The 23867-nt window shown below is 60.7% G+C and carries 20 protein-coding genes; 8 read left to right on the top strand and 12 right to left on the bottom strand.

All coding sequences use genetic code 11. The features are described from left to right. Window positions 1–224: 224 nt before the first annotated feature. The 5 genes from HJC00_RS05320 to HJC00_RS05300 all read left to right on the top strand — a co-directional run bounded on the left by HJC00_RS05320 (window position 225) and on the right by HJC00_RS05300 (window position 5082). Complete coding sequence (locus tag HJC00_RS05320) at window positions 225–1250, top strand: sulfate ABC transporter substrate-binding protein (protein WP_210632284.1); 1026 nt, start codon at window positions 225–227, stop codon at window positions 1248–1250. A gap of 8 nt (window positions 1251–1258) precedes the next feature. Further along, window positions 1259–2116: a sulfate ABC transporter permease subunit CysT gene (cysT, locus tag HJC00_RS05315; RefSeq protein ID WP_210632283.1), complete on the top strand. Its 858-nt coding sequence runs from the start codon at window positions 1259–1261 to the stop codon at window positions 2114–2116. Then, entirely contained in the window at window positions 2106–2978 is an 873-nt protein-coding gene (cysW, locus tag HJC00_RS05310; RefSeq protein WP_210632282.1) for a sulfate ABC transporter permease subunit CysW, read from the top strand. Before cysT ends, cysW begins: the two co-directional genes overlap by 11 nt. A gap of 10 nt (window positions 2979–2988) precedes the next feature. Beyond that, on the top strand, window positions 2989–4029 hold the full coding sequence (locus HJC00_RS05305; protein ID WP_221153355.1) for a sulfate/molybdate ABC transporter ATP-binding protein: 1041 nt from the start codon (window positions 2989–2991) through the stop codon (window positions 4027–4029). 231 nt (window positions 4030–4260) lie between these two features. Then, a complete protein-coding gene (locus HJC00_RS05300) occupies window positions 4261–5082 on the top strand; it encodes a cell wall hydrolase (protein ID WP_210632280.1) in 822 nt (273 codons plus the stop codon). A gap of 30 nt (window positions 5083–5112) precedes the next feature. Here the strand turns inward: HJC00_RS05300 and pepT are convergent, their stop codons facing one another. Beyond that, the gene (gene pepT, locus HJC00_RS05295; RefSeq protein ID WP_221163725.1) at window positions 5113–6345 is read right to left on the bottom strand and encodes a peptidase T; all 1233 of its coding nucleotides are present in this window, start codon (window positions 6343–6345) and stop codon (window positions 5113–5115) included. A 227-nt stretch (window positions 6346–6572) separates the two neighbouring features. Between pepT and HJC00_RS05290 the strand changes: the two genes are divergently transcribed. Next, a complete protein-coding gene (locus HJC00_RS05290; RefSeq protein WP_210632278.1) occupies window positions 6573–6887 on the top strand; it encodes a DUF982 domain-containing protein in 315 nt (104 codons plus the stop codon). Window positions 6888–7216: 329 nt separating this feature from the next. Beyond that, window positions 7217–9862 carry a DNA ligase D gene (ligD, locus tag HJC00_RS05285; RefSeq protein WP_221145020.1) on the top strand — a complete coding sequence of 882 codons (2646 nt, stop codon included), beginning with the start codon at window positions 7217–7219 and terminating at the stop codon, window positions 9860–9862. Window positions 9863–9884: 22 nt separating this feature from the next. Here the strand turns inward: ligD (HJC00_RS05285) and ligD (HJC00_RS05280) are convergent, their stop codons facing one another. From ligD (HJC00_RS05280) to HJC00_RS05240, 9 genes are all read right to left on the bottom strand, one after another. After that, window positions 9885–10946, bottom strand: a complete 1062-nt coding sequence (gene ligD, locus HJC00_RS05280) for a non-homologous end-joining DNA ligase (RefSeq protein ID WP_210632276.1) — start codon at window positions 10944–10946, stop codon at window positions 9885–9887. Between the two features lie 3 nt (window positions 10947–10949). Further along, window positions 10950–11768 (bottom strand): Ku protein, encoded by an 819-nt coding sequence (locus HJC00_RS05275; RefSeq protein WP_210632275.1) that lies wholly within the window; start codon window positions 11766–11768, stop codon window positions 10950–10952. 12 nt (window positions 11769–11780) lie between these two features. Further along, complete coding sequence (locus tag HJC00_RS05270) at window positions 11781–12680, bottom strand: Ku protein (protein WP_221163724.1); 900 nt, start codon at window positions 12678–12680, stop codon at window positions 11781–11783. Between the two features lie 216 nt (window positions 12681–12896). After that, window positions 12897–13955, bottom strand: a complete 1059-nt coding sequence (locus tag HJC00_RS05265; protein WP_221163723.1) for an ABC transporter ATP-binding protein — start codon at window positions 13953–13955, stop codon at window positions 12897–12899. Window positions 13956–13960: 5 nt separating this feature from the next. After that, on the bottom strand, window positions 13961–14791 hold the full coding sequence (locus tag HJC00_RS05260) for a carbohydrate ABC transporter permease (protein ID WP_221163722.1): 831 nt from the start codon (window positions 14789–14791) through the stop codon (window positions 13961–13963). A gap of 4 nt (window positions 14792–14795) precedes the next feature. Continuing rightward, a complete protein-coding gene (locus HJC00_RS05255) occupies window positions 14796–15731 on the bottom strand; it encodes a carbohydrate ABC transporter permease (RefSeq protein WP_221157977.1) in 936 nt (311 codons plus the stop codon). 248 nt (window positions 15732–15979) lie between these two features. Beyond that, a complete protein-coding gene (locus tag HJC00_RS05250; RefSeq protein WP_210632271.1) occupies window positions 15980–17239 on the bottom strand; it encodes a sugar ABC transporter substrate-binding protein in 1260 nt (419 codons plus the stop codon). Between the two features lie 52 nt (window positions 17240–17291). Next, complete coding sequence (locus tag HJC00_RS05245) at window positions 17292–18458, bottom strand: PLP-dependent transferase (protein WP_221163721.1); 1167 nt, start codon at window positions 18456–18458, stop codon at window positions 17292–17294. After that, complete coding sequence (locus HJC00_RS05240; protein WP_210632269.1) at window positions 18455–19177, bottom strand: FadR/GntR family transcriptional regulator; 723 nt, start codon at window positions 19175–19177, stop codon at window positions 18455–18457. The genes HJC00_RS05245 and HJC00_RS05240 overlap by 4 nt, the downstream gene beginning before the upstream one ends. Window positions 19178–19937: 760 nt before the next feature. Between HJC00_RS05240 and HJC00_RS05235 the strand changes: the two genes are divergently transcribed. After that, window positions 19938–22466: a HAMP domain-containing methyl-accepting chemotaxis protein gene (locus HJC00_RS05235; RefSeq protein ID WP_221163720.1), complete on the top strand. Its 2529-nt coding sequence runs from the start codon at window positions 19938–19940 to the stop codon at window positions 22464–22466. Window positions 22467–22501: 35 nt separating this feature from the next. Here HJC00_RS05235 and HJC00_RS05230 read toward each other — a convergent pair whose 3' ends face one another. After that, on the bottom strand, window positions 22502–22837 hold the full coding sequence (locus tag HJC00_RS05230) for a hypothetical protein (protein ID WP_210632267.1): 336 nt from the start codon (window positions 22835–22837) through the stop codon (window positions 22502–22504). Window positions 22838–22987: 150 nt separating this feature from the next. After that, complete coding sequence (locus HJC00_RS05225; protein ID WP_210632266.1) at window positions 22988–23803, bottom strand: endonuclease/exonuclease/phosphatase family protein; 816 nt, start codon at window positions 23801–23803, stop codon at window positions 22988–22990. Window positions 23804–23867 lie beyond the last annotated feature (64 nt).

Genomic DNA, 23867 nt, shown 5'->3' with positions numbered 1-23867 from the left:
AATCAGCATCGCTCAGGTCCGATGTGGAGGAACTGTGGCCAAAAAAACACGGTTTTGCGGCATGGCGGCGGCCACGCGATTGGCCGCGGCCAACTCCGGGACGTCCATTTCAAAATAGCCCCTCAAATGGAATGACATTCTATCCGACCTGCCGGAACCGGAAGATGTTTCGTTTCATTATACGACTGACTTGATAGAGTTAAGCCAGAAACAGGAGGGTTCCCATGCAGACACAACGACTCACCCGGCTCCTCGCGGCCGCGGTCATGGCGGGCAGCTTCGCGATCGGCAGCATTGCGCCGGCCTTCGCGGATCAGACGCTTCTTAACGTTTCCTACGATCCGACCCGCGAATTGTACAAGGATTTCAACGCCGCCTTCGCCGCCAAGTGGCAGAAGGATACGGGTGAAAGCGTGACGATCCAGGCCTCGCATGGCGGCTCCGGCGCTCAAGCCCGCTCGGTCATCGACGGTCTCGAGGCCGATGTTGTCACGCTGGCCCTTGAAGGCGATATCGACGCCATCGCCAAGAAGACCGGCAAGATCCCGGCCGACTGGAAGAGCAAGTTCCCCAACAATTCGACGCCTTACACCTCGACGATCGTCTTCCTGGTCCGCAAGGGCAACCCGAAGGGCATCAAGGACTGGGGCGATCTGATCAAGGATGACGTGCAGGTCATCACGCCGAACCCCAAGACTTCGGGGGGCGCACGTTGGAACTTCCTGGCCGCCTGGGCATGGGCCAAGCAGGCAAATGGCGGTGACGACGCCAAGGCGCAGGAATACGTGACGAAACTGCTGCAGCACGTTCCTGTTCTCGACACCGGCGCCCGCGGCGCCACGACCACCTTCGTCCAGCGCGGCCTCGGCGACGTGCTGCTCGCCTGGGAAAACGAAGCCTATCTTTCGCTCGAAGAGCTTGGTCCTGACCAGTTCGAAATCGTGACGCCGAGCTTCTCCATCCGCGCAGACCCGCCGGTCGCCGTGGTCGACGGCAATGTTGACAAGAAGGGCACGCGCAAGGTCGCCGAAGCCTATCTCAACTACCTCTATTCGGATGAAGGTCAGAAGATCGCCGCCAAGCACTTCTACCGTCCGACGAAGCCGGAAGCTGCCGATCCGGCCGACATCGCCCGCTTCCCGAAGCTGACACTCGCCACCATCGATGACTTCGGCGGCTGGAAGACGGCACAGCCGAAATTCTTCGGCGACGGCGGCGTATTTGACCAAATCTACAAGCCGGCCCAATAATAGACTTCATGACAGCACATAGCCCCACGCGGTGGCGGTTCAAACGGCCGAGCGTCATTCCGGGTTTCGGAATGGCGCTCGGCCTTACCTTGACCTGGCTCACCCTTCTGATCCTCATCCCGCTCTCCGGCCTTGCCGTCCGGTCGAGCGCGCTTGGCTGGGAGAAATTCTGGTCGATCGCGCTCGATCCGCGCATCCTGAACGCGCTGCGCATCAGCTTCGGCAGCGCGTTCATCGCCGCAATCGTCAACGCCGTCTTCGGCATCATCCTTGCCTGGGTCCTGGTGCGCTACCGATTCCCCGGCAAGCGCGTCATCGACGCCATGGTTGATCTGCCCTTCGCACTGCCGACTGCCGTTGCCGGTATCGCGTTGGCGGCGCTCTACGCGCCGAACGGCTGGGTCGGCCAGTTCCTGGCGCCGCTCGGCATCAAGATTGCCTTCACCCCGGCCGGCATCGTCGTGGCCCTGATCTTCGTCGGTCTGCCCTTCGTGGTGCGCACCGTGCAGCCTGTGATGGAGGAAATCGACAAGGAGGTCGAAGAGGCTGCGGCAACGCTTGGCGCCAACCGCCTGCAGACGATTTTCCGCGTGCTGCTGCCCGGGCTGGCGCCGGCCGTGCTGACCGGATTCGCGCTCGCCTTTGCCCGCGGCGTCGGCGAATACGGCTCGGTCATCTTCATCGCCGGCAACCTGCCGTTCAAATCGGAAATCGCACCGCTGCTGATCATCATTAAACTCGAAGAATACAATTACGCGGCGGCCACCGGCATCGCAGCTATCATGCTGGTGATCTCGTTCGCCTTGTTGCTCGTCATCAACCTCATCCAGAGCTGGAGCAGGCGGAGGTACGGTTATGGCGCTTGATGCAACCCTTCAACCCGCGAAACTGCGTTCGGTGACCACCGAACACAGAATGGCGCGCTACACGCTGATCGCCGTTTCGCTGCTCTTCCTGCTGCTGATGCTGCTGCTGCCTCTCGCAGCCGTCTTCGTCGAGGCTTTCCGCAAAGGTGGCGGCCCGTTTATTGAAGCCCTCGGCGATGCCGAAACCTTCTCGGCGATCCGCCTGACGCTGACCGTCGCCGGCATCAGCGTACCGCTGAACCTCGCCTTCGGGGTCGCCGCCGCCTGGGCGATCGCCAAGTTCGAATTCAAGGGCAAGGCGGTCCTGACCACGCTGATCGACCTGCCCTTTTCGGTCTCGCCTGTTATTTCGGGCCTGGTCTTCGTGCTTCTGTTCGGCGCCAACACCTGGCTTGGCCACTGGCTCAGCGCCAATGACATCAAGATCCTGTTCGCTGTGCCTGGACTGGTGCTTGCCACCATGTTCGTCACCTTCCCCTTTGTCGCCCGCGAACTGATCCCGCTGATGCAGGAACAGGGCACGGCCGACGAAGAGGCGGCCCTCTCGCTCGGCGCCAGCGGTTGGCAGACCTTCTGGCACGTGACGCTGCCGAACATCAAATGGGGTCTGCTTTATGGCGTGCTGCTCTGCAACGCCCGCGCCATGGGTGAATTCGGCGCCGTGTCGGTCGTCTCCGGCCATATCCGCGGCCAGACGAACACCATGCCGCTACAGGTGGAGATTCTCTACAACGAGTATAATTTCACCGGCGCTTTTGCCGTCGCCACGCTTTTGGCCTTGCTCGCGCTCGTGACTCTTGTTTTGAAGACGCTGCTGGAAATGCGCTATAGCGCTGAAATCTCCGCCAGCCGGCGGCACTGAAGGATCTGGAATGGAAGTACGCGTTCAAAACATCCGCAAGGAATTCGATCGTTTTCCGGCGCTCCACGATGTCTCGCTCGACATCCGCTCCGGCGAGCTGATCGCACTGCTCGGCCCTTCGGGCTCCGGCAAGACGACATTGCTGCGTCTGATCGCCGGTCTGGAAAGCCCGACCGAGGGACAGATCTTCTTCGGTGAAGAGGATGCCTCGAAGAAATCGGTGCAGCAGCGCAATATCGGCTTCGTGTTCCAGCATTATGCCCTTTTCCGCTACATGACGGTGCTCGACAATGTCTCCTTTGGCCTGAGGGTCAGAAAAGGTTCGCGGCGGCCGGCGAAGGCCGATATCCGCCGGCGGGCGCTGGAACTGCTCGAACTCGTCCAGCTTTCCGGTCTAGAAAAGCGCTATCCCGCCCAGCTTTCCGGCGGCCAGCGTCAGCGCGTGGCGCTCGCCCGCGCCATGGCCGTCGAGCCGAACGTGCTGCTGCTCGACGAACCCTTCGGAGCGCTCGACGCCCAGGTGCGCAAGGACCTGCGCAAATGGCTGCGCCAGATCCACGACCGTACCGGCCACACCACCGTCTTCGTCACCCACGACCAGGACGAGGCGCTGGAGCTTGCCGACCGCGTCGTTGTCATGAGCCAGGGCGCGATCGAGCAGGTCGGAACGCCCGACGAAGTCTACGATTATCCGAATTCGCCCTTCGTCTTCGGCTTCATCGGCCAATCCAACTGCCTGCAGGTCGAGATATCGGACGGCGACATCCGCTTCGAAGGCCGCTCGCTCGGCCTCAATGCCGAAGGCGAGCCGGATGGACCGGCGCAGCTCTACTTCCGCCCGCATGATGTCAGGCTGTGCGAAACAGCCGAAAACTGCATCGCCGGCCAGCCCGTCTCCAGCCGCCGTGTCGCCGGCACGCGCCATATCGAACTCGATATCGGCAATGACCGGCCAAATATCGAAATTGAGCTGCCGCCGAGCGAGGCCGACAGGCTCGACCGCAACCGCGTCGCGTTCAAGCCGACTCGCTGGAAGCTGTTTCGCAGCTGATCTCGATTGCGCGCGTCTTTCCTGGCGCGCGCACGGCGCTTGCTTAATAATTCATTAACCCTCCGGATTTATGCACCAGTCGGTCGCAGGGATCAGCCGGAATCGCCCATGGCGAGAGTCCACCCGGCCTTTTGTGATCTCAGGTTGTTTGTAATTCAGTCATATGACGAGTAAAAGATTGTGCGCGTTAATCATAAAGGGCTGGACTAATCCCATAGGAGGCACCTGGCGTTGAGGGCGGAGATTTGCTTTGGAAAATCCCTGATCGGGATTTTACTCGCAGGACTGGCGGCTGCAGGCTGCACCACAACACCGAAGCCGGCGACGACGCCGGGAAAGACCAAACAGGCTCAAGCGGCGAAAGTCACTTTCAATTATACCGCCAAGGATCGCGACTGCCTGAAGCGTGCGATGTATTTCGAATCGCAGCATTCCGACGAGGATGGCTATCTGGCCGTCGGCACCGTCGTCATGAACAGGCTGACGTCAGGCGCCTACCCCCCATCGATCTGCGGTGTCGTCGCCCAGGCGAGGCAGTTTGCGCCCGGGGTCATGACGCGCGAGGTCAAGCCGCAGGCCGAACCGGAACTTGCCACCGCGGCCGATGCGATCCTGCTGAAGGGTGCGCGCCATCCCCAGGTGAAGGATGCGATGTTCTTTCACACCGACGGGCTGAAATTCCCCTACGACAACATGCACTATGTGACGGTCGCCGGCGGCAACGCCTTCTACGAGAAGCGCGATTCCAACGGCATGCTCGAAACGCCGCCGCCGCTGCCGTCTTATGAGGTAGCGATGAATTATGTGCCTGGCGAAAGCATACTGCCGCCGCAATTCGAGGCGCTGATACCTTCCGCCGTTCCCGTTCCTCTGCCGGCGCCCGATCCGATGGCGACGGCGAGCACGGCGCCGATGCAGATAATAACGGCTCCGGTGACCCAACCGGAAACCTCAACCGCGCCCGAGCCGGCAATGCGGATCGCGATCCCCACGCCCCGTCCCGCCTATGACAGCGTGATGCTGCGCGGCGAGATCCCGGTAAATGGCGGCTAAAACTAGATTTCGCACAGCAGGAAGAGCGCCTTAAGCGCGCTCTTCCCAGATCTTCGCAAGCTCCACGATCGTTGCGACCGCCTTTTCCATATCCTGACGGCTCACCCATTCGAGTGGTGAGTGGAAGGCATGGCCGCCGGCAAAAATGTTCGGGCACGGCAGCCCCATGAAGGAGAGGCGCGAGCCGTCCGTGCCGCCGCGAATGCTGCCGCGCACCGGCGCCATGCCGGCACGGCGCACGGCCTCAAGCGCGTTAGCGACAATCTCCGGATGGCGGTCGAGCACCGTCTTCATGTTGCGATATTGTTCCGTCACGTGGAAATGGTAGGTCGAGCCCGGATAGGCTGAGATCACCTGCTTGACGATGGTTTCGAGCATCGCCTCCTTTTGCAGGAGCCCTTCGTCAGTGAAGTCACGAATGATAAAGCTCAGCGAAGCCTTCTCCATCGAGCCGGTCACACCGACCGGATGGATGAAGCCCTGCTTGCCTTCCGTCGTCTCCGGCGCCAAGTCCTTCGGCAGCCGGTCGATGATGGCGCCGGCGATCTTGATGGCGTTCTCCATACGGTCCTTGGCAAAACCGGGATGGATCGCCACGCCTGTTATGCTGATGTCGACGCCGTCGGCCGAAAAGGTTTCGTCCTCGACGTGGCCCACCGTCTCGCCATCCATCGTATAAGCGAAGTCGGCTCCGAGCTTTTCCAGGTGGACCTTGTTGACGCCGCGACCAACTTCCTCGTCGGGCGTGAACAGGATCTTGATCGTTCCGTGCCGGATATCGGGATTGTCGACAAAAGTCTGGGCCGCGGTCATGATTTCTGCCAGTCCCGCCTTGTCATCGGCGCCGAGCAATGTCGTGCCGTCGGTCGTGACGATGTCATTGCCGATCTGGTTGTTCAGCTCCGGATGCTCGGCGACACGGATCACCCGGCTCGAATCGCCAGCAAGCTGGATATCCCCGCCGGCATAATTCCTGACGATCTGCGGCTTGACATCCGTGCCGCTGAAATCGGGCGCCGTATCCATATGCGAGCAGAAACAGATGACCGGCACAGCCTTGTCGCTATTGGCCGGAATGGTGGCATAGACATAGCCGTGTTCATCGAGATGCGCGTCGGAAAGCCCGATCTCGAGCAGTTCGTCGACCAGAACCCGCCCGAGATCCTTCTGCTTCTCGGTGGTCGGCTGAGTCGTTGAGGACGGATCGGATTGGGTGTCGATTACGACATAACGGAGGAAACGGTCGAGAACGGTGTCGGTCATATCAATCCAGTCCAGTGAGATCATCCAAGGATATAGCCCGACCGGGTAATGCGGCAAAAGATTTTTCAACTCGGCGAATGGTGCTGTTACGACGGCAGCTTCATCAATGGAGCACGGTTGGTCCGGCTCGCCGTGTGAAGCGACCATTGATCGCTGCGGTCTTGAACACCCGACAGCTACTTCCAATATTTTTGCCGGAGCAAGCTGGCATCGAAAGGAGGAAGAAAATGCCGTTGAACGATGTGCTCTGGACGCGTCCAGTGACGGTCCGGCTGCAGTGCGGTCTGGAACGAACATTTACCGGCGTCTATGATGCCTTGGATTTCCTGGAAAACGAATGGCCACTGGCCCATGGTGAACGCTATCAGCGTGCGGTCAAGACCTGTCGCGGTGCCCTCAACCGAGTTATTGCGCCATTGATTGCACGGGAGGCCTTCATGGCCGCGTGCTTCGAAGCCGGCATGCCGGCAGTTGCCGCTCCCTGGCAGGTGCAAGCCACCAGCCGCCCGGCCCGACCTACGCGTGTCGCTGCCCTCCGCTAAAGGCGGCGTAACCGGGAGGTCACATCGGACCTCGCGATGCCTGCCGCGCGGCCCCATGCGAGCCGCGCTGGCACAGAAGCCAGGTTTAGCGAACGGATTTGAAATTCTTCCGCAAACAGCTGGGGCTGTTATAGTGGTCATGGGATAACCTCCTTCGCTTGGCGTTCTGCGACGCGAGCGGAGGGGTAGGCGGTCGAGGTGAAGAATGCCGCCGGCATCGATTGAATTTTTGGCCGTGCCCCTTCCCTTTGAGGAATCTGGCCGGTCGCGCGGCGTTGGAACAACGATGTGCGCAATTTCGTTTGTGGACCGAATGTCCGGGAACAGCCATGGCCAGCGACAGCCTATCGAACTACCGATCCAAACGCGATTTCCAGAAGACCGCGGAGCCCAGCGGCGAGCAACGCGTGAAAAAGAGCAATCGCCGCCGGTTTGTCATTCAGAAGCACGATGCGACACGGCTGCACTACGACCTGCGGCTCGAGCTCGACGGCGTGTTCAAGAGCTGGGCTGTCACCAAAGGTCCATCGCTCGATCCGCACGACAAGCGCCTTGCGGTCGAGGTCGAAGATCATCCGCTCGATTATGGCGACTTCGAAGGCACGATTCCGAAAGGCCAGTATGGCGGCGGTACCGTCATGCTGTGGGATCGCGGCTATTGGGAGCCGGAGGGGAGGAAGACTCCCGAGCAGGCGCTTTCCAAGGGCGATTTCAAGTTCACACTCGAAGGCGAGCGCCTGCACGGGAGCTTCGTGCTGGTGCGCATGCGCAACGATCGCGAGCGCAGCACGCGTACCAACTGGCTGTTGATCAAGCATCATGACGAGTTCTCCGTCGAGGAGAACGGTGCTTTCGTCCTGGAAGAGAACGTCACCTCGGTGGCCTCGGGCCGCAGCATGGAAATGATCGCAGCCGGCAAGGGGCGCAAACCGACACCCTTCATGGTGGAAGGCGCCAAGGTCGAGGCTGACGCCGTCTGGGACAGTAATCACGGACTGGCCGCCGAGGGGCGGCAGGAGGCGAGAGGCGGAAAGCGCGCCGGCACCGCAACGGCGGTTGATCTTCCGAATTTCATCGCGCCGCAGCTTTGCGAGAAGCTGGAGCGGCCACCCGGCGGGAACGGCTGGATCCACGAGATCAAGTTCGATGGATACCGCATTCAGATGCGCGTGCTCGACGGCGAAGCGACGCTGAAAACCAGGAAAGGTCTCGACTGGACGGCCAAGTACCCCGAAATCGCTGAAGCGGCGTCAGCGCTTCCAGACTGCATAATCGATGGCGAAATCTGCGCTCTCGATGAGCACGGTGTACCTGACTTCGCCGCGCTGCAGGCGGCGCTGTCGGAAGGCAAGACCGGCAGCCTCGTCTACTTCGCCTTCGACCTGCTCTATGACGGCGGCGAGGATCTCCGCTCCAAGCCCCTCATGGAGCGCAAGACGCGGTTACAGGAGCTGCTCACGCAGGCTGGCAACGATCCTCGCATCCGCTACGTCGAGCATTTTACAGGCGGCGGCGACGCCGTGCTCAGGTCGGCGTGCAAGCTATCGCTGGAAGGTATTGTGTCGAAAAAGGCTGATGCCCCCTATCAGTCCGGTCGAACGGAGAGCTGGGCGAAGTCGAAATGCCGGGCGGGGCACGAGGTAGTCATCGGCGCCTATGCCAAGACCAACGGCAAGTTTCGTTCCCTTCTCGTCGGCGTTTTCAGCGACGATCATTTTGTCTATGTCGGCCGTGTCGGGACCGGCTACGGCGCCAAGAAAGTCGAAACGCTGCTTCCGAAACTGAAGGCGCTGGAGACGGCGAAGTCGCCGTTCACAGGTGTCGGCGCTCCGAAGAAGCAGGCTGAAGTCGTATGGGTGAAGCCCGAGCTTGTCGCCGAGATTGAATTCGAGGGCTGGACCGCCGACGGTCTCGTCCGGCAGGCCGCCTTCAAGGGCTTGCGTGAAGACAAGCCGGCCAGGGAAGTCGAGGCGGAGCGACCGTTAAGATCCTCCAAGGCCGAGATTGCGGAGACGGCTCCGCGGGCCGCACCAAAATCGACGCGCCGCGGGGGTCAGAAGGCCAATGTCATGGGTGTGCTGATTTCAAGCCCGGACAAACCATTGTGGCCGGATGCCAATGATGGTGAGCCGGTGACAAAGGAGGAATTGGCCCGCTATTACGAGGCGGTCGGCGACTGGATGATCGGCCACCTCAAGGGCAGGCCCTGCTCCATCATCCGCGCCCCGGACGGGATTGGCGGCGAGCAGTTCTTCCAGCGTCATGCGATGCCGGGGCAATCCAACCTGCTCGAATTGGTGAAGGTATTCGGCGACAAGAAGCCTTACCTGCAGATCGATCGCATCGAAGGGCTTGCGGCGGTCGCCCAGATCGCGGCGCTCGAGCTCCATCCGTGGAACTGCGAACCCGGCCAACCGGAAGTGCCTGGTCGCCTGGTATTCGATCTCGATCCCGGGCCCGACGTTCCCTTTTCCACGGTTGTTGCCGCTGCCCGCGAAATGCGCGATCGGCTGGAAGACCTCGGATTGATCAGCTTCTGCAAGACGACCGGCGGCAAGGGCTTGCATGTCGTGACCCCGCTTGCAGTCAACAAACGAAAACCGTTGTCATGGCCGGAGGCAAAGGGCTTCGCGCACGACGTCTGCCAGCAGATGGCCCGGAACAACCCCGATCTCTACCTGATCAAGATGACCAAGAGCCTGCGGGGCGGTCGCATTTTCCTCGATTACCTGCGCAATGATCGCATGGCGACGGCCGTGGCACCACTCTCCCCTCGGGCCCGCCCAGGGGCGACGGTGTCAATGCCTCTGACGTGGGCACAGGTGAAATCAGACCTCGACCCCAAAAGGTTCACGATCCGAACCGTGCCTGCTTTGCTGTCGAAGTCGTCCGCCTGGAAGGATTATTGCGAGGGGCAGCGTCCCTTGGAGCAAGCGATCAAGAGGCTCGGCCGCACCGGCAAGCATGCCGCCTGACACGGCTGATGGCCCGCGGCACTCATCTGATTGAAGTGGCATCAGTCAAATCGAAGACGGCGGCGTTATCCTGGATCTCGCGAAGGCCCTTGTATGAGGGGTGCCGTAGGCTGCCCTCACGCGTCCAGCCGCGAAACTCGATCTCGGCAATCAAGGTCGGTTGGGAAAAGACGAGGCGCTTTCCTTTCAGCGGCACGACGGGTTTTTTCGTCTGGAGGCGGTTCAACGTCTTGCGCAAATATTCCGCCTCGGTTCGGTTGAACCCCGTGCCGACGGATCCGACGTAAATCCAGTCGTTGCCCTTTCGGCCTGCAAGCAAAAGACTGCCGAGCCCGCCGCGCGTGCTGGCGGATTCCTCGTAACCGACGATCATGAAACTGTCGCTCTGAACGCACTTGATCTTCTGCCAGTCACCCAGCCGGCCACTCCGGTAAGGGCTGTCACTGCGCTTGGCAATGATGCCTTCGAGGCCCAGATGACATGCGTGTTCGAGCAGTTCCTCGCCACCCAGATCCAGTTCGTGCGAGAACCGAATGGCGCCGTCGTCGGTCTCAGGGACCAGATCCTCCAGAAGATGACGGCGCACCGACAGTTCCGTGCGCGTCAGGTCGTGACCGTCGAGATACAACAGATCGAAGGCGTAGAAGATGGATTCGGTCGAGATCCGCTTGCCGCCCCTGCCGCCGAGCGAGCGCTGCAAGGCTCCGAAGTCCGAGCGACCTTCTTCATCGAGGACGACGGCTTCTCCGTCGAGAATGCAGCTCGACACACCGAGCTCTTTTGCGGCTGCGGCGATGCTTGGAAAACGGTGGGTCCAGTCATGGCCGCCGCGGGTGAGAATACGAATAGCCTTTGGCTGGATGTGGACCGCCAATCGGTAGCCGTCCCACTTCACCTCGTAAAGCCAATCCGGCCCTTGCGGCACCGTCTGCTTCAGCAAGGCCAGGCACGGCTCCACTCTCAACGGCATTGCATCGAACGGCAGGTTTGGCTGGTCGGGATCACGCCGACGGACAGGTCGCGAGTGTATCGCGGAATTGGAATCGCGAAGCAGGGGGGCGGAGGGGCGCCGTGGTCTGGTCATCACTCAATGCCTGCCGGATCGGTTCTCGGCATCGACGGATTTGCGCAGCGCCTCCATGATGTTGATGACGTTGCTGGGAGCCGGTTCTGGCTTCTCCCTGCCCTTGGACTTGGCCTTGACAGGCTTTTTCATCTGTTTCTTCTTGGCTTCGATAAGCTCGAGCAATCTGTCCTGCACCGGGTCGGAGGCCATCTTCGGGTTCCAGTGCTGCGTCTGCTTCTTGATGAGCTGCTGGACCAGCGGCATCATCTGGCTGTCCGCCGGCTGATCGTCCACCCTATCGAAATAGTTTTCAGCGTCGCGCACCTCGTCGCCGTAACGGAGGGTCCAAAGGACGATGCCCTTGCCGCGAGGCTCCAGCATCACGGCCCGCTCGCGGCGCGCAATCACCAGCCGCGAGATGCCGACCATGTCCTCGGCGGCCATCGCGTCGCGGATCACCGAGAATGCCTCCTGGCCGACCGGATCGTCGGGTGAAAGATAGTAGGGCGTGTCGAGCCAGATCCATTCGACGGTGTTGCGCGGCGTAAAGACTTCAATATCGATCGTCTTGGTGCTTTCAAGCGCAACGTTCTCCAACTCATCGTCCTCAAGCAAGACATATTCGTTCTCACCGCGCTGATAGGCTTTTACTTCGTCTTCATCTTTCACGTCCTTACCGGTGACGGCGTCGACATAGTGGCTGACGACGCGGTTCTGGGTGGCGCGATTGAGCGTGTGAAAACGCACCTTCTCATTTTCAGAAGTGGCCGGCATCATCTGCACCGGGCAGGTGACGAGCGACAGTTTGAGGTAACCTTTCCAGTAAGGCCGGATCGCCATGGAAACCTCCGATCACCCGGCGCGGCGCTGGTGAGCGCCGGCCGGGCTGCGTGGTTTCGTCGTCGACGCGCGCGCGGCCTTCTGCCTGCTCTCTCCGGCATTGGCATTTGCAGCGGTGCGCTTCGCCTTGGCCGGCGTCGCCATGCCGGCGCTTTCGCGTAGCGCCTGTAGCAGGTCGCTCGGTTTGGGAGCCGGCGGCGCCTTTTTCTTCGGAAGGGTGCGGCCTTCGATCTTGGCCTTCACCAGCTCGCCCACGGCCGCTTCATATCGGTCGTCGAACTGCTTCGGGTCGAACTCGCCCTTCTTGGTGTTGATGATGTGCTTGGCAAGCTCCAGCATCTCGCCTTCGATCTTGAGATCCGGCATCTCCTCGAATGCCTTCTCCGAGGAGCGAACCTCATAATCGAAGTTCAAGGTTGAGCCGACCAGCCCTTTGCCATGGGGGCGGATGAGGAGAGTTCGCAGGCGGCGGAACAGCACCGTTCGGGCAATGGCCGCGACCTTGGCTTTTTCCATACCATCCCTCAGGAGTTTGAAAGCGTCGCTGCCCATCTTGTCGGGAGCCAGATAGTAAGGCTTGTCGAAATAGACGTCGTCGACCTCGTCAAAAGGAATGAACGCCTCCACCTTCAGCGTCTTGTCGCTTTCAGGAATGGCGGCCGAGACTTCCTCGGGCTCGAGCACGACATAGCGGCCGTCCTCGATCTCAAAACCCTTGACCTGGTCCTCGCGCTCGACCGGGTCGCCGGTCTCGCCGTCCACGAATTCTCGGCGCACCCGGTTGCCGGTCTTCCTGTTCAGTGTGTGAAACGCGATCCGCTCGGATGTGGAGGCGGCGGTGTAAAGGGCCACGGGGAAGGCCACCTCCCCGAACTTGATGAAGCCTTTCCAATTCGCTCTCGGGGCAACCATTTCGCACGCGCTCCTGCCGCAACCAGTGCGAGTCAACCGAATCACTTTACGATTGGTTCCGAATCAAAACGAATCAAATTTCAATAGCTTAGTAAGAATCATCCACGCGTTTTCCGAGTCTCGTTCATCCCGTTGAATCTGATCGATCTTTTTCTCTCGGGTGCTTTTTACAATGACAGCAACCAGCAGATAGGAACGCCTGAGGAGCTCGGCTGCTCAATCGATGCGGTGTCCCTCGCCGTCGAACACATGCAGATATTGGGGCGGGAAGGCGACATTGACCTTCGGCCCCGCCTTCAACGCTTCGCGGTCCAGAGTGAAGATCTTGAAGGGCAGGCCATGGAGGGCGAGGTGCAGGATAATGCCGAAGCCGGTGGGTTCGACGAGCTCGACATCGGTGCCAAGCCCCGTCCCGTCACTCGTCATCAGCACATGCTCCGGCCGGATGCCGAGCATCACCTTCGCGCCGTCTGCAAGCGGCAGCGGCCTTGCCAGCGGCACGATCGTCCCATCCTTCAGCTTGACGCCGCCTGCTTCATAGGTGGCGTCGAGGAAATTCATCCCCGGCGAACCGATGAAACCGGCGACGAAGAGGTTGGCGGGGCGATCGTAGAGTTCCAGCGGACTGCCGACCTGCTGCACCACGCCGCCGTGCATGGCGACGATCCGGTCGGCGAGCGTCATCGCCTCGATCTGGTCATGGGTGACATAAATCGAGGTTGCCTTCAACTCGCCATGCAGCTTCTTGATTTCGGCGCGCATCTGTTCGCGCAACCGCGCATCCAGATTGGACAGCGGTTCGTCGAACAGGAAGGCCTTCGGCTGGCGCACGATGGCGCGGCCCATGGCGACACGCTGGCGCTGACCGCCGGAGAGCGCCTTCGGCCGCCGTTCGAGCAGCGGATCGAGACCGAGCTTGGCGGCGGCCGCCGCCACCGCGCTGGTGATCTTCTCCTTGGCGGTCTTCCGCAGCCTGAGGCTGTAGCTCATATTGCCGGCGACGTTCATGTGCGGATAGAGCGCATAGGACTGGAACACCATGGCGATGTCGCGGTCCTTGGGATGCAGTTCGTTCACACGGGCGCCCGCAATACGGATCTCACCCGATGTGACGTCCTCCAGCCCGGCGATCATCCGCAACAGCGTGGACTTGCCGCAGCCGGAGGGACCGACGAGCACGACGAATTCGCCATCTCTGATCTCGAGGTCGACGCCGTGCAGCACCTGCACGTGGCCATAGGCTTTGCGGATATTCTGAATATCGATCGATGCCATTCGGTTTAACCCTTGACCGCGCCGGCCGTCAGGCCCTGGACGAGATAACGTTGGATGAGCAGGAAGAAGAGGCCGGCCGGAATGAGCGCCATGACGCCCGCCGCCATCATCTGCCCGAAATCCACCGAGAATTTCGAAACGAAGGTTAGAAGTCCCACAGGGAAGGTCGCCGCATCATTGCCGTTGATCAGCATCAGCGCAAACAGCAGTTCGCTCCAGGCGGCGGTGAAGACGAAGCCGAGCGTCGCGGCGATGCCTGGCAGCGTCAGCGGCAGGATGATCTGGCGGAAGGCCGTGAACTGCGTCGCCCCGTCGATCATCGCCGCCTCTTCGAGATCCTTGGGGATGCCGTCGAAGAAGGACTGCATCAGGAAGGTAGCGAAGGGCACGTTGAAGGCGGTGTAGACAATGACGAGCCCGGTCAGGCTGTTGGTCAGATGCAGGGGCGACAGGATCTTGAAGATCGGCGCGACCAGCATGACGAGCGGAAACATCTGGGTCAGCAGCATCAGCGCGACGATCCAGTATTTTGCGCGGAAATTGAAGCGCGACAGCGCGTAACCGGAGAGCGAGGCGCAGATCGTCACCGTCACCGCCGTCGAGGCCGAGACGATCAGGCTGTTCTTGAAGAAGGTGGGAAAGGCACTGTGCTGCAGCACGAAGGCATAATGATCCCAGCTCGTGCGCGACGGCCACATGCGCACGCCTTCCGTATAGAGCAGATCGTTCGGCGTCACCGAGACCTTGAGCAGCCAGAACAGCGGGAAGAGCGCGAAGGCGATGTAGCAGAGGATCGCTAAGTGATGCGCGATGGTGGGAAGGATTGATCGTTTCATGGTCTCAATCCTTGTTCAGCAGCGTCTGCCGCAGCAGGATGATCAGCATCGAATAGGCGAGCAGCAGCGCCAGCAGCACCAGTGCAATCGCCGAGGCATAACCGAAATCGAGCCGCTTGAAGGCCATGGTGAAGATATAACTCGCGACGATCTGCGTCCGGTCGGCCGGGCCGCCATTGGTCATGACGACGATGAGATCGGCGAAGTTGGAAATCCAGACGGTGCGGAGCAGCACGGTGATGGCGATCGTCGGCGCCAGAAACGGCAGGGTGATCGAGCGGAAACGCTGAAACCAGCCGGCACCATCGATCGAGGCGGCCTCGTAGAGATCGCGCGGAATCGCCTGCAGCGCCGCAAGCAGGGTGATGGCAAAGAAGGGAATGCCCCACCAGACATTGGCGACGATCGGCCCCCACATCGCATGATCGGGATCGGAGAGAATGTTGCCCGGCTCATGCATCAGCCCGAGTGCGAAGAGCCAGTGCGGGATCGGCCCGATGACCGGATTGAACAGCCAGGCCCAGTTGAGACCGGCGAGAAAGGACGGCACCGCCCAGGGCAGGAAAACCAGCGCCTGTGCGATCGCCCGGCCCGGGAAAGGCTTGTCGAGCAGCAACGCCAGAATGAGGCCGAAGATGAATTGCAAGACGACGGAGGCGCCGGTCCACCACAGCGTGTTCCTCAGCGCGCCGTAAAAGGCCGCGTCGCTCGACAACTCGCGGAAATGCTCGAGCCCGATGAAGCCGCCGGAAAAGGGATTGAGCAGCTGGATATCGCGGAAGGCATAGGACAGCCCGAGCGTCAGCGGCACCAGCATCACCGCAATGATCAGGATCAGCGACGGCGCGCTGTAGAGATAGGGCTCCGAAGCATCGGCAAGACGACGCAGCCACGGCCTGCGGTCGCGACGCATGTCGAGCATATCGGCGGAAATGGTCATCGGATTGCGGTTTCCATTGTCTTACCCGGTTGGGAATTTGTGACGCTTCTGAACGAAGAGACCGGAGCCCCCTCATCCGACCCTTCGGGCCACCTTCTCCCCGCTGGGGAGAAGGGGAATGAGGCGCCGCCACGAGTCTCTTCTCCCCAGCGGGGGTCCGAAGGACGGGTCGAGACCAGTGGCTCGACCCAGCCATAGGTGCCGGCAGGCGGATGAGGGGGCCCACAGCTCGAAGCCCCCTTTTTTCACTACTTCTTGCTCAAGAACTTCTGCTGCGCCTTGGTCAGATAATCCGCCCACTGATCCGCCAGATCCTTCGCCGAGATGTCGCCGAGCAAGGCCTGCTGCGAGGTCTTGATCGCCAGCGAATCCTTGAAGAAGGCGAACTCTTCCAGATAGGTCGGCATGACGGTCGGCACGGTGTTCGGATCCGCCAGTTCCTCGAACCAGCCCTTGAACTGGTCACCGGCATAGAAGGGATCCTTTTCGGCCGCGGTATAGGCCGGCAGGGCGCCGATGCGCTTGTTCCACTCGATATTGCCTTCCGGCCCTTCGAGTGTGGCGATCAGCTTCCAGGAGAGATCCTTGTTGGCGCTCGTCGAAAACATCGACCAACCGCCATAGCCGATGGTTGGGAAGGACTTGCCGTCAGGCCCCTTCGGCAGCGGCGCAACGCCGAAATCCTCCTTCTTCATGCGTTCGGCGATGGCGATCAGCGCGTCCGGATCCTGGTCGAGGAAGGCGCAGGTGCCGGAATAGAAACCGGCGACGACTTCGTTGAAGCCCCAGTTGACGCTGTCCTTCGGCGCATAGCCCTTCTTGTAGAGATCGACCATCCACTCGATGCCCTTTGCCCAGCCGGGGCTGTTCATGGTCGAGGTGCCGTCTTCCTTGAAGTACTTGTTGTCGCCCGCCATCGTGGCGGCGAAGATCATCCAGCCATTGAGGCCGCCCGGGCCGCCGCGCATGCAGTAGCCATATTTGCCCGGCAGCTTGGAGACCTTTTCGGACGCGGCAGTAAACTCGTCCAGCGTCTTCGGCGGCGCGGCGACACCAGCCTCCGAAAGCAGCTTCTTGTTGTAGAACATCGCCCTGAGATAGAAGCCGTAGGGCAGCATGTAGGCAGTATTCTTGACGTCGCGGCCGAGCTCGAGCGCGCGCGGCGTCAGCTCCTTGGTGTGCTCCCATTTTTCGAGATAGGGCTCAAGGCTTTCGAGCATGCCGTTATTGGCATAAAGCGACAGCCAGGTATCGGGCATCTCCATCACATCGGGCACGTCACCGGCCGACACCATGGTGGCGAATTTCTGGAAGGCTTCGTTCCAGGGCAGCGAGATGATGTCGACCTTGGTGCCGGGATTGGCGGCCTCGAACTTGCCGACGATCGATTTCAGCGTTTCTGTGCGCTCCGGGCTGGTGATGACTTCGACCAACTTCAGCGTCGTATCGGCGAACGCCGTACCCGCCATCATCGAAGCAAAGAGTGTCGAGATTATCAGCTTTTTCATGCTCAGTTCCCCCTTATAGGTCTCTCTTGTCAGGTTCTCTCTGGTTTCAGGATTATGAGGCGGCGGCGAGCGCCTCCTCGATGTCCCTCCACAGCGCCTCGGTTCCTTCGAGGCCGACATGGAGGCGTACGGATCGCGCGTGGATTCCGAAGGTTTGCGCGGAATTCGGCTGTGCCTTCTGCTGCAGCACCACCTCGCCCGGTACGATCAGGCTTTCATGCCCACCCCAGCTTACACCCAGTTTGAAGAGCTTGAGGCGATCGGCGAAGGCGCGGATATCGACGCCTTCTCGGAAAATGAACGAAAACAGGCCCGACGTGCCGTGGAGCCCGGCGGGCAGACGGTTGGCAAGCCCGGGGTGGCAGACCGTCTCCACCACATCGAGCTTCTGCAGCCGTCTGGCGATCTCCAGGGCGGAGGCTTCATGAGCCTTCATCCGCAGCGGCAGCGTGCGCAGGCCGCGGATCAACAGCCAGGCGTCGAAGGGTGAAAGCTTGCCGCCGAGATAAGGATAGGCCTCGGCCTTGACGCGCGCAATCATCGCCTTCGAGCCGGCGATGACGCCCGCCACCACGTCGCTGTGGCCGCCGAGATATTTGGAGGCGGAATGGATGACGAGATCGACGCCGAGCGTCAGAGGCCGCTGGAAGAACGGGCTCGCCCAGCTGTTGTCGATCATCGATACGACGCCGTGTCGCTTGGCAAGGGCCGCGAGCGCACCGACGTCATGCGCCTCCATGACCCAGCTCGTCGGGCTTTCCAGGTAGAGGAGCTTGGCGCCGGGCAGCGCCTTCGCCACCGCCTCCTCGTCGCGACCGTCGACATAGGTCACCTCGATCTTCATCCGCGTCAGGATGGTGCCGAACAGGCGGAAGGCATCGGGATAGACATGCCGGACGGCGACGATGCGGTCGCCCGGCTCGACAAAGCTCAGCACCGCCGACGAGATCGCCGCCATGCCGCTCGCGAAACCCAGCGCATCCTCCGCACCTTCGAGCTTGGCCAGCATTTCCTCGAAGGCGCGCACCGTCGGGTTCAGCCCGCGCGTATAGGTCGGCCGCACCTTCTCGCCGCGATAGACGGTGATCATTTCGTCATAATCGGAAAAGGTGAAAAGCGAGGTCTGGAAGATCGGCGGCACGACGGCGTCGGCGAAGTTGCCGTCGTCGTGGGCGGTGATAAGGGAAGCAAGATCGAACGGGTCTGCGCCGTTGCTCATTTGGACATTTCCTTGATGTCTTCCTCGACAATATCGAGAATTTTCAATGTCTCCGCCCGCGCCGCCTCGGCATCCCGAGCGGCGATCGCGTTAAAAAGCGTGCGGTGAAAGGGAAAGGACCGGCGAGCGAAATCCTGCCGGTCGAACGGATGCTCCCAGAAGCGCTCGAAGGTCTCGCGCATCTGTTCAAGCAACTGGCGAAACAGCGGATTGTGGGTGGCGTCGTAGACGGCGAGATGGAAGGCCAGATCCTCCGGCCCGGATGTGCCCTTCTCCAGATGCACCCGCTCCATCTCGTTGAGCTTCTCCTCGATGACGACGAGGTCTCTTGTCGTGCGCCGCCGGGCGGCGACCATGCCCGCCTCGCATTCGATGCCGCGGCGAACCTCCAGCGTCTGCAGCAGCGCATCGCGCAGATGCGCCGCGTCGAAAGACAGCGGCATATGGATCGTCGCCCGGGACACCGGCTTCAGCAGATAGGTGCCGCTGCCCTTGCGCGTCTCGATGACGCCGAGCGCCTGAAAATGCCGGATCGCCTCGCGAATGGTCGAACGGCCAACGGCAAGGGCCGCCATCAGCTCCCGCTCGGCCGGCAGCCGATCACCCGCCTGCAACCGCGCTTCCTCCACATAATCCGCCAGCGCATCGGTCACCTGACGCGCCCGGTCCATGACGGGAAGCGGCCGGATCACCGGCCTGTCGCTACGATTTGCCTTCATGGTTCCCCATTTTTTCTATCAGGCAGCCAGATCTGAATTGGTCTGACATCTTAGCATTTCGCAAACGGGGCAAGACGTCAAGCCGAGTTGTCTTTATAATAAGGCCGATCTTGCTGCGTCGCTCCCTGGGCAGAAGCGGTTCTACGGTTTGCCATTTTGCGTCGGTAGGTCACCACGTACCAGGGCAGCCTCCTGAAAGGCACCTTGAATTAAAACTCAGCTGATTTGGCCAAGCACATTATCAACAGGACCTAGGCAAGGATTGCCCCGTCACCGGGAGCGCCTAAAGCGTCGGCGCCTGCGACCTGCCCTAACCGCGATTTTCACAATCTCGCGCTCCTGTTTCACGAAGTCGCAACGAACGCTGCGAAGTACGGAGCACTCTCCGTTGGCGATGGGCACGGACGGATGAATGCAGATCCGACCCAGCCCTCTTCGGCTTTGAAAGCATCCTGGAGCAAAGGATAGCGCAAAACCTTGACATCCATATCGAGCGATCATGGACGCCTGATGAATAGTCAATTCGGCTTTCGCTTTTCCGTCTCGTGATCACGTAAGCCTTCCGGCTCGCCTGGGGCTTACAAGGGAGATGCATGGCATGGCCATCGCCATACCGAATGACACCCGCAATTCGGCAGCCTCCGTTTCGCGATTTTGTCCGGTGTTGTTCTCCGCGGCGGCAACAGAGGCGACGCCTAGTCCCTTCATCGGTCCTTAAGAAAAGGATGGCAGCTTTACCTCAAATTTGGGGGGTGCATATATGGTACATGGGTTGATGTGGCGGGCTCGCATTCAGACGAAGGTGCTCGCGCTTTTGGCGCCATTCGTCATTAGCCTATGCGCAGTAGGGTTGACGGGGTACTACGCGTCGAGCCTTCTCGAAGGTCGGATGGAGATCTCCAACCATATTTTGCAGTCTCTGAACGGGTTCAAGCTTGTTTCTTCAAGCATGACCGGCTTTCTGATGAAGCCGTCGCAGGAAGCTCGTGACACCGCGCTTGCGGACGCCCGAGAGCAATTGGCAAACCTGAAGCAGACGATCGAGACTCTAAGGCCGACGACCGATGTGGGGCTTCTCGACCGCGCGCTCGATCAGTCGCAAATCATCCCGCAAAAGATCGAAGCGATCTGGCAAATCGAAACGGGACAGCAGAAAATTCTCAGCGACGTGGACGCTGCTTCCGCGGCGCTTCTTGACCTGCAAGGGCAGGTTGGCAAGCGCTCGTTCATGCTGATGGCGAGTGCGAAAAAGATGGAAAATGCCAACAAGAGCGGCCTCAGCAACGCCGTCTCCATCACCGCGGCCGCCAGTGTTGCGACAAAACTTAGCAATGATTATACGAACGCTACAACGTCGGCTGACAAGCTTAGCCTTCTAGCCAAATATGCGCCCGATTTGCAGAAGACAAGGGAGCAGCTTTCGCCTGCGATAGGGACCGACAGAGAAGCCCTCGCAACGCAGTATGCCGCTGCGGTAGATGCCATCCTTAACGCTTCGAAGGCGTCGCCAGACACTTTGGATGTCCCGACAACGGATACCGCCATCGCTAATCTTGCTGCTATTGGGGACAGTCTCAAGACAATTGGCGACGACCTGATGCGGACCTCAGTACTCGCGCTTGCCGCGTCGGACAAGGATATCTCTCAGGCGACGAATGTCGGCAACCAACTGCGTGCTATCGTTAACAGCAATAACGAGATCCGCGTCGGCTTCGCCGAACTTGCAGGCAAGCCAGACGACGCGCGAGTGAAGAAAGTCCAGCAATCAATCTACATGTATCAGACCGAGCTCGGCCGTCTCGCCGGCGTGGTGACCGACGATCCGGTTTTTGCCGAGATTCCGAAGAAGGCTCAACCCGTTCTCGATCTGCTTGCGGCGAACGCGGCAGCGCTCTCCGACGGTGCGCTCCGCAAGCTTGCTGAGTTCGACCGCGCCGCGGAGCAGATCGACAACACCTGGAACCTGCTTGCGCAGTTCGCCGAGACGCAGAAGGAAAATGCTGGGCAGGATCGTCAACAGGCCAATAGGATATCCGGCGGCGCGATTGTCATCGGCATCCTAATTGCCATGGCCGCAGGTGCCGCGCTGGTCTTCACACTGAAGGGACCTATCGCCCAGATTACCGCAGCGATGCGCAAGATCGCCGAGGGAAGGCTCGACACCACAATAACGGGCGAGACACGGGCCGACGAAATCGGGGAAATGGCCCGTGCGCTTTCGGTCTTCAAACAAAATGCGCTGTCGAAAGTCGAAATGGAACAACAGGCCGAGATCGCGCGTCGTGAGGCAGAATCTGAGCGCGCCCGCAACGAACTCGAGCGACGTAACGCACAGGTTCAGGTTGATGCCGCAATCGAGGCGCTGGCGGAAGGGCTCACGCGGCTGTCGCGCGGGCAGTTGAATTTTGCGATCGATACGCCCTTTGCCCCTGAGCTCGATCGGATCCGCACCGATTTCAACATGTCGGTGGCGGGTCTCAGAGAGACCCTCTGCGAGATCCGTGAGACGTCTTCCCTCATTAGCAATAATGGCCGCCAGATGGCGGAAGCCGTCGAAGACTTGGCCAGTCGGACTGAAAAGCAGGCGGCTGCTCTTGAAGAAACCGCAGCGGCTGTGGAGGAGATTTCTTCCGCCGTCAACACCTCTTCAGGACGGGCAGCAGCAGCGCTGGCGCTTGTCCAACGCGCCAAACAAGGCGCCGACGCCTCGGCTTCGGTGGTCCAAAACGCAGTATCGGCTATGGGACGGATCGAGGACGCGTCGGGCAAGATCGTACAGATTGTCAGCGCCATCGATTCCATCGCTTTCCAGACCAATCTCTTGGCCCTGAATGCGGGAGTCGAAGCGGCGAGAGCGGGCGAGGCCGGCAAGGGCTTTGCAGTCGTGGCGCAGGAAGTGCGGGAGCTGGCGCAGCGATCGGCTCGCGCAGCCAAGGAAATCGGCGAGCTCATCAACAATTCTGTCCGAGAGGTTGCGTCGGGCTCCGAGTTCGTCGGCCGCACTGGCGATGCGCTGATGGAGATTTCCACCGAGATCGTCCACATCGTCGGCCATATTGAACTGATCGCCGCGTCAAGCCGCGATCAAGCGACGACACTCAATTCGATCAATGCGTCGGTGAACGATATTGATCGTATGACGCAGCAAAATGCGGCGATGGTGGAAGAGACCAATGCCGCCACGCAACAGCTATCGTCAGAGGCGCTCGCACTTACCGAGATGATCGCACGCTTTCAGCTTGAAGGCCCTGAGAGCCCGGCTTCTAGAGGCTACGAGGCCGCCGCATGACGGCAGCGTGTATTCGCAGACCCTTTGACTTGCTTTCAAATGTGAATCATCAGCGCCTGCTGCACGTCGTCATCAGCGTGAGCTCGGTATGCCACAAAGTCCCGACGATCACGATTTGTGGCCAACGGCTGTTGGTCAGGACTGAGCCAGTTAGGCGCATAAGGAGCATTGACGGTTCTGAACGCCGTCGGCATCGCTGCGGACGTGATTGTCACAGACCCATGGCCCAGTGACGCAGAAGAAGGCGAATTGGCGGCCTTATAGGTGTCGGCATCGCTCCTCGACCAAGGGCGCCGCAACACAATCTTTTTGCCTTGTCCACCAGTGGCGAGAGGCAGGAAGTGGCGCAGACGCGACATCAAATCCGACATGTCGTTTCCGCGAGGCAAAGGCTTTCCTGCTTCACGCCCAGAACGCATTGATGGAGTGGGCGACCTCTTAAGCGCAGTCGAGGCAGTTATCAAAGGAGTGTCAGACGCATCATACTCGTCGGGAGCTTTCGAAACATCAGCTTAGAGATGCTACCCACCCACCGGCGTCAGGTCAACGAGCGCCTTGATCGGCAGGTGATCCGAGGCGATGCGGGCGAGCGGTGTATCATGCGCCTCCACCTCGGAGATGATGCCCTTGCGGTTGGCGATGATGCGGTCGAGCGCCAGCAGCGGCAGGCCGGCGGGAAAACTCGGCACGGCGGGCGGCAGCTCGCCGAAGGCGGATTGGAAGGTGTTCAGCGACGAGCGGTCGCCGAGCCGCCATTCGTTGAGGTCGCCGAGCAGGATGGTCGGCATCTCGTGCCTGTCGTTGATCAGTTCGACGAGGGTCCGGGCCTGCTGGGCTCTGCTGTGGCGCAGCAGGCCGAAATGCGCGGCGATGATGCGCAGCACCCCGCCCTCCTCCAGCTCGATTTCGGCGACCAGCGCACCGCGCGGCTCCAGCCCCGGCAGCCTGACCTGGTGCACGTCATGCACCAGCCCCTTCTTGAACAGCACGACATTGCCGTGCCAGCCATGCGCCTTCGCCATTCCGGCGACCGGCACAGGGATTAGCCCCGTCTCCCGCTCCAGCCGGCCGAGGTCGAGAATGCCCGTGCGCTCGCCGAAGCGTGTGTCGGCTTCCTGCAGCGCGATCACGTCGGCACCGATTTCATGGATCACCCGGCTGGTGCGCTCCGGATCGAAGCGGCGATCAGTACCGACACACTTGTGGACATTGTAGGAGGCGATCAACGTTCCGGCGCTGCGCGGCCTTGCCTCCATATGCGCCGCGTCAAGCCGCTTTTTCCTGCTCCTGATCGAGGCGAGAATGCTGGCGGGAAGACTGTCTTTCCTGGCGTGCATCGGGAGGCGCACTTGTTCCGTTGATCAAAGAGGCTACTCACTCGGCAGTATAGGCGGCCGCGCG

This window comes from Rhizobium sp. NLR22b (genome assembly GCF_019685295.1).
Taxonomy (GTDB): Bacteria; Pseudomonadota; Alphaproteobacteria; order Rhizobiales; family Rhizobiaceae; genus Rhizobium.
This window is presented reverse-complemented; position numbering and strand designations above follow the sequence as displayed.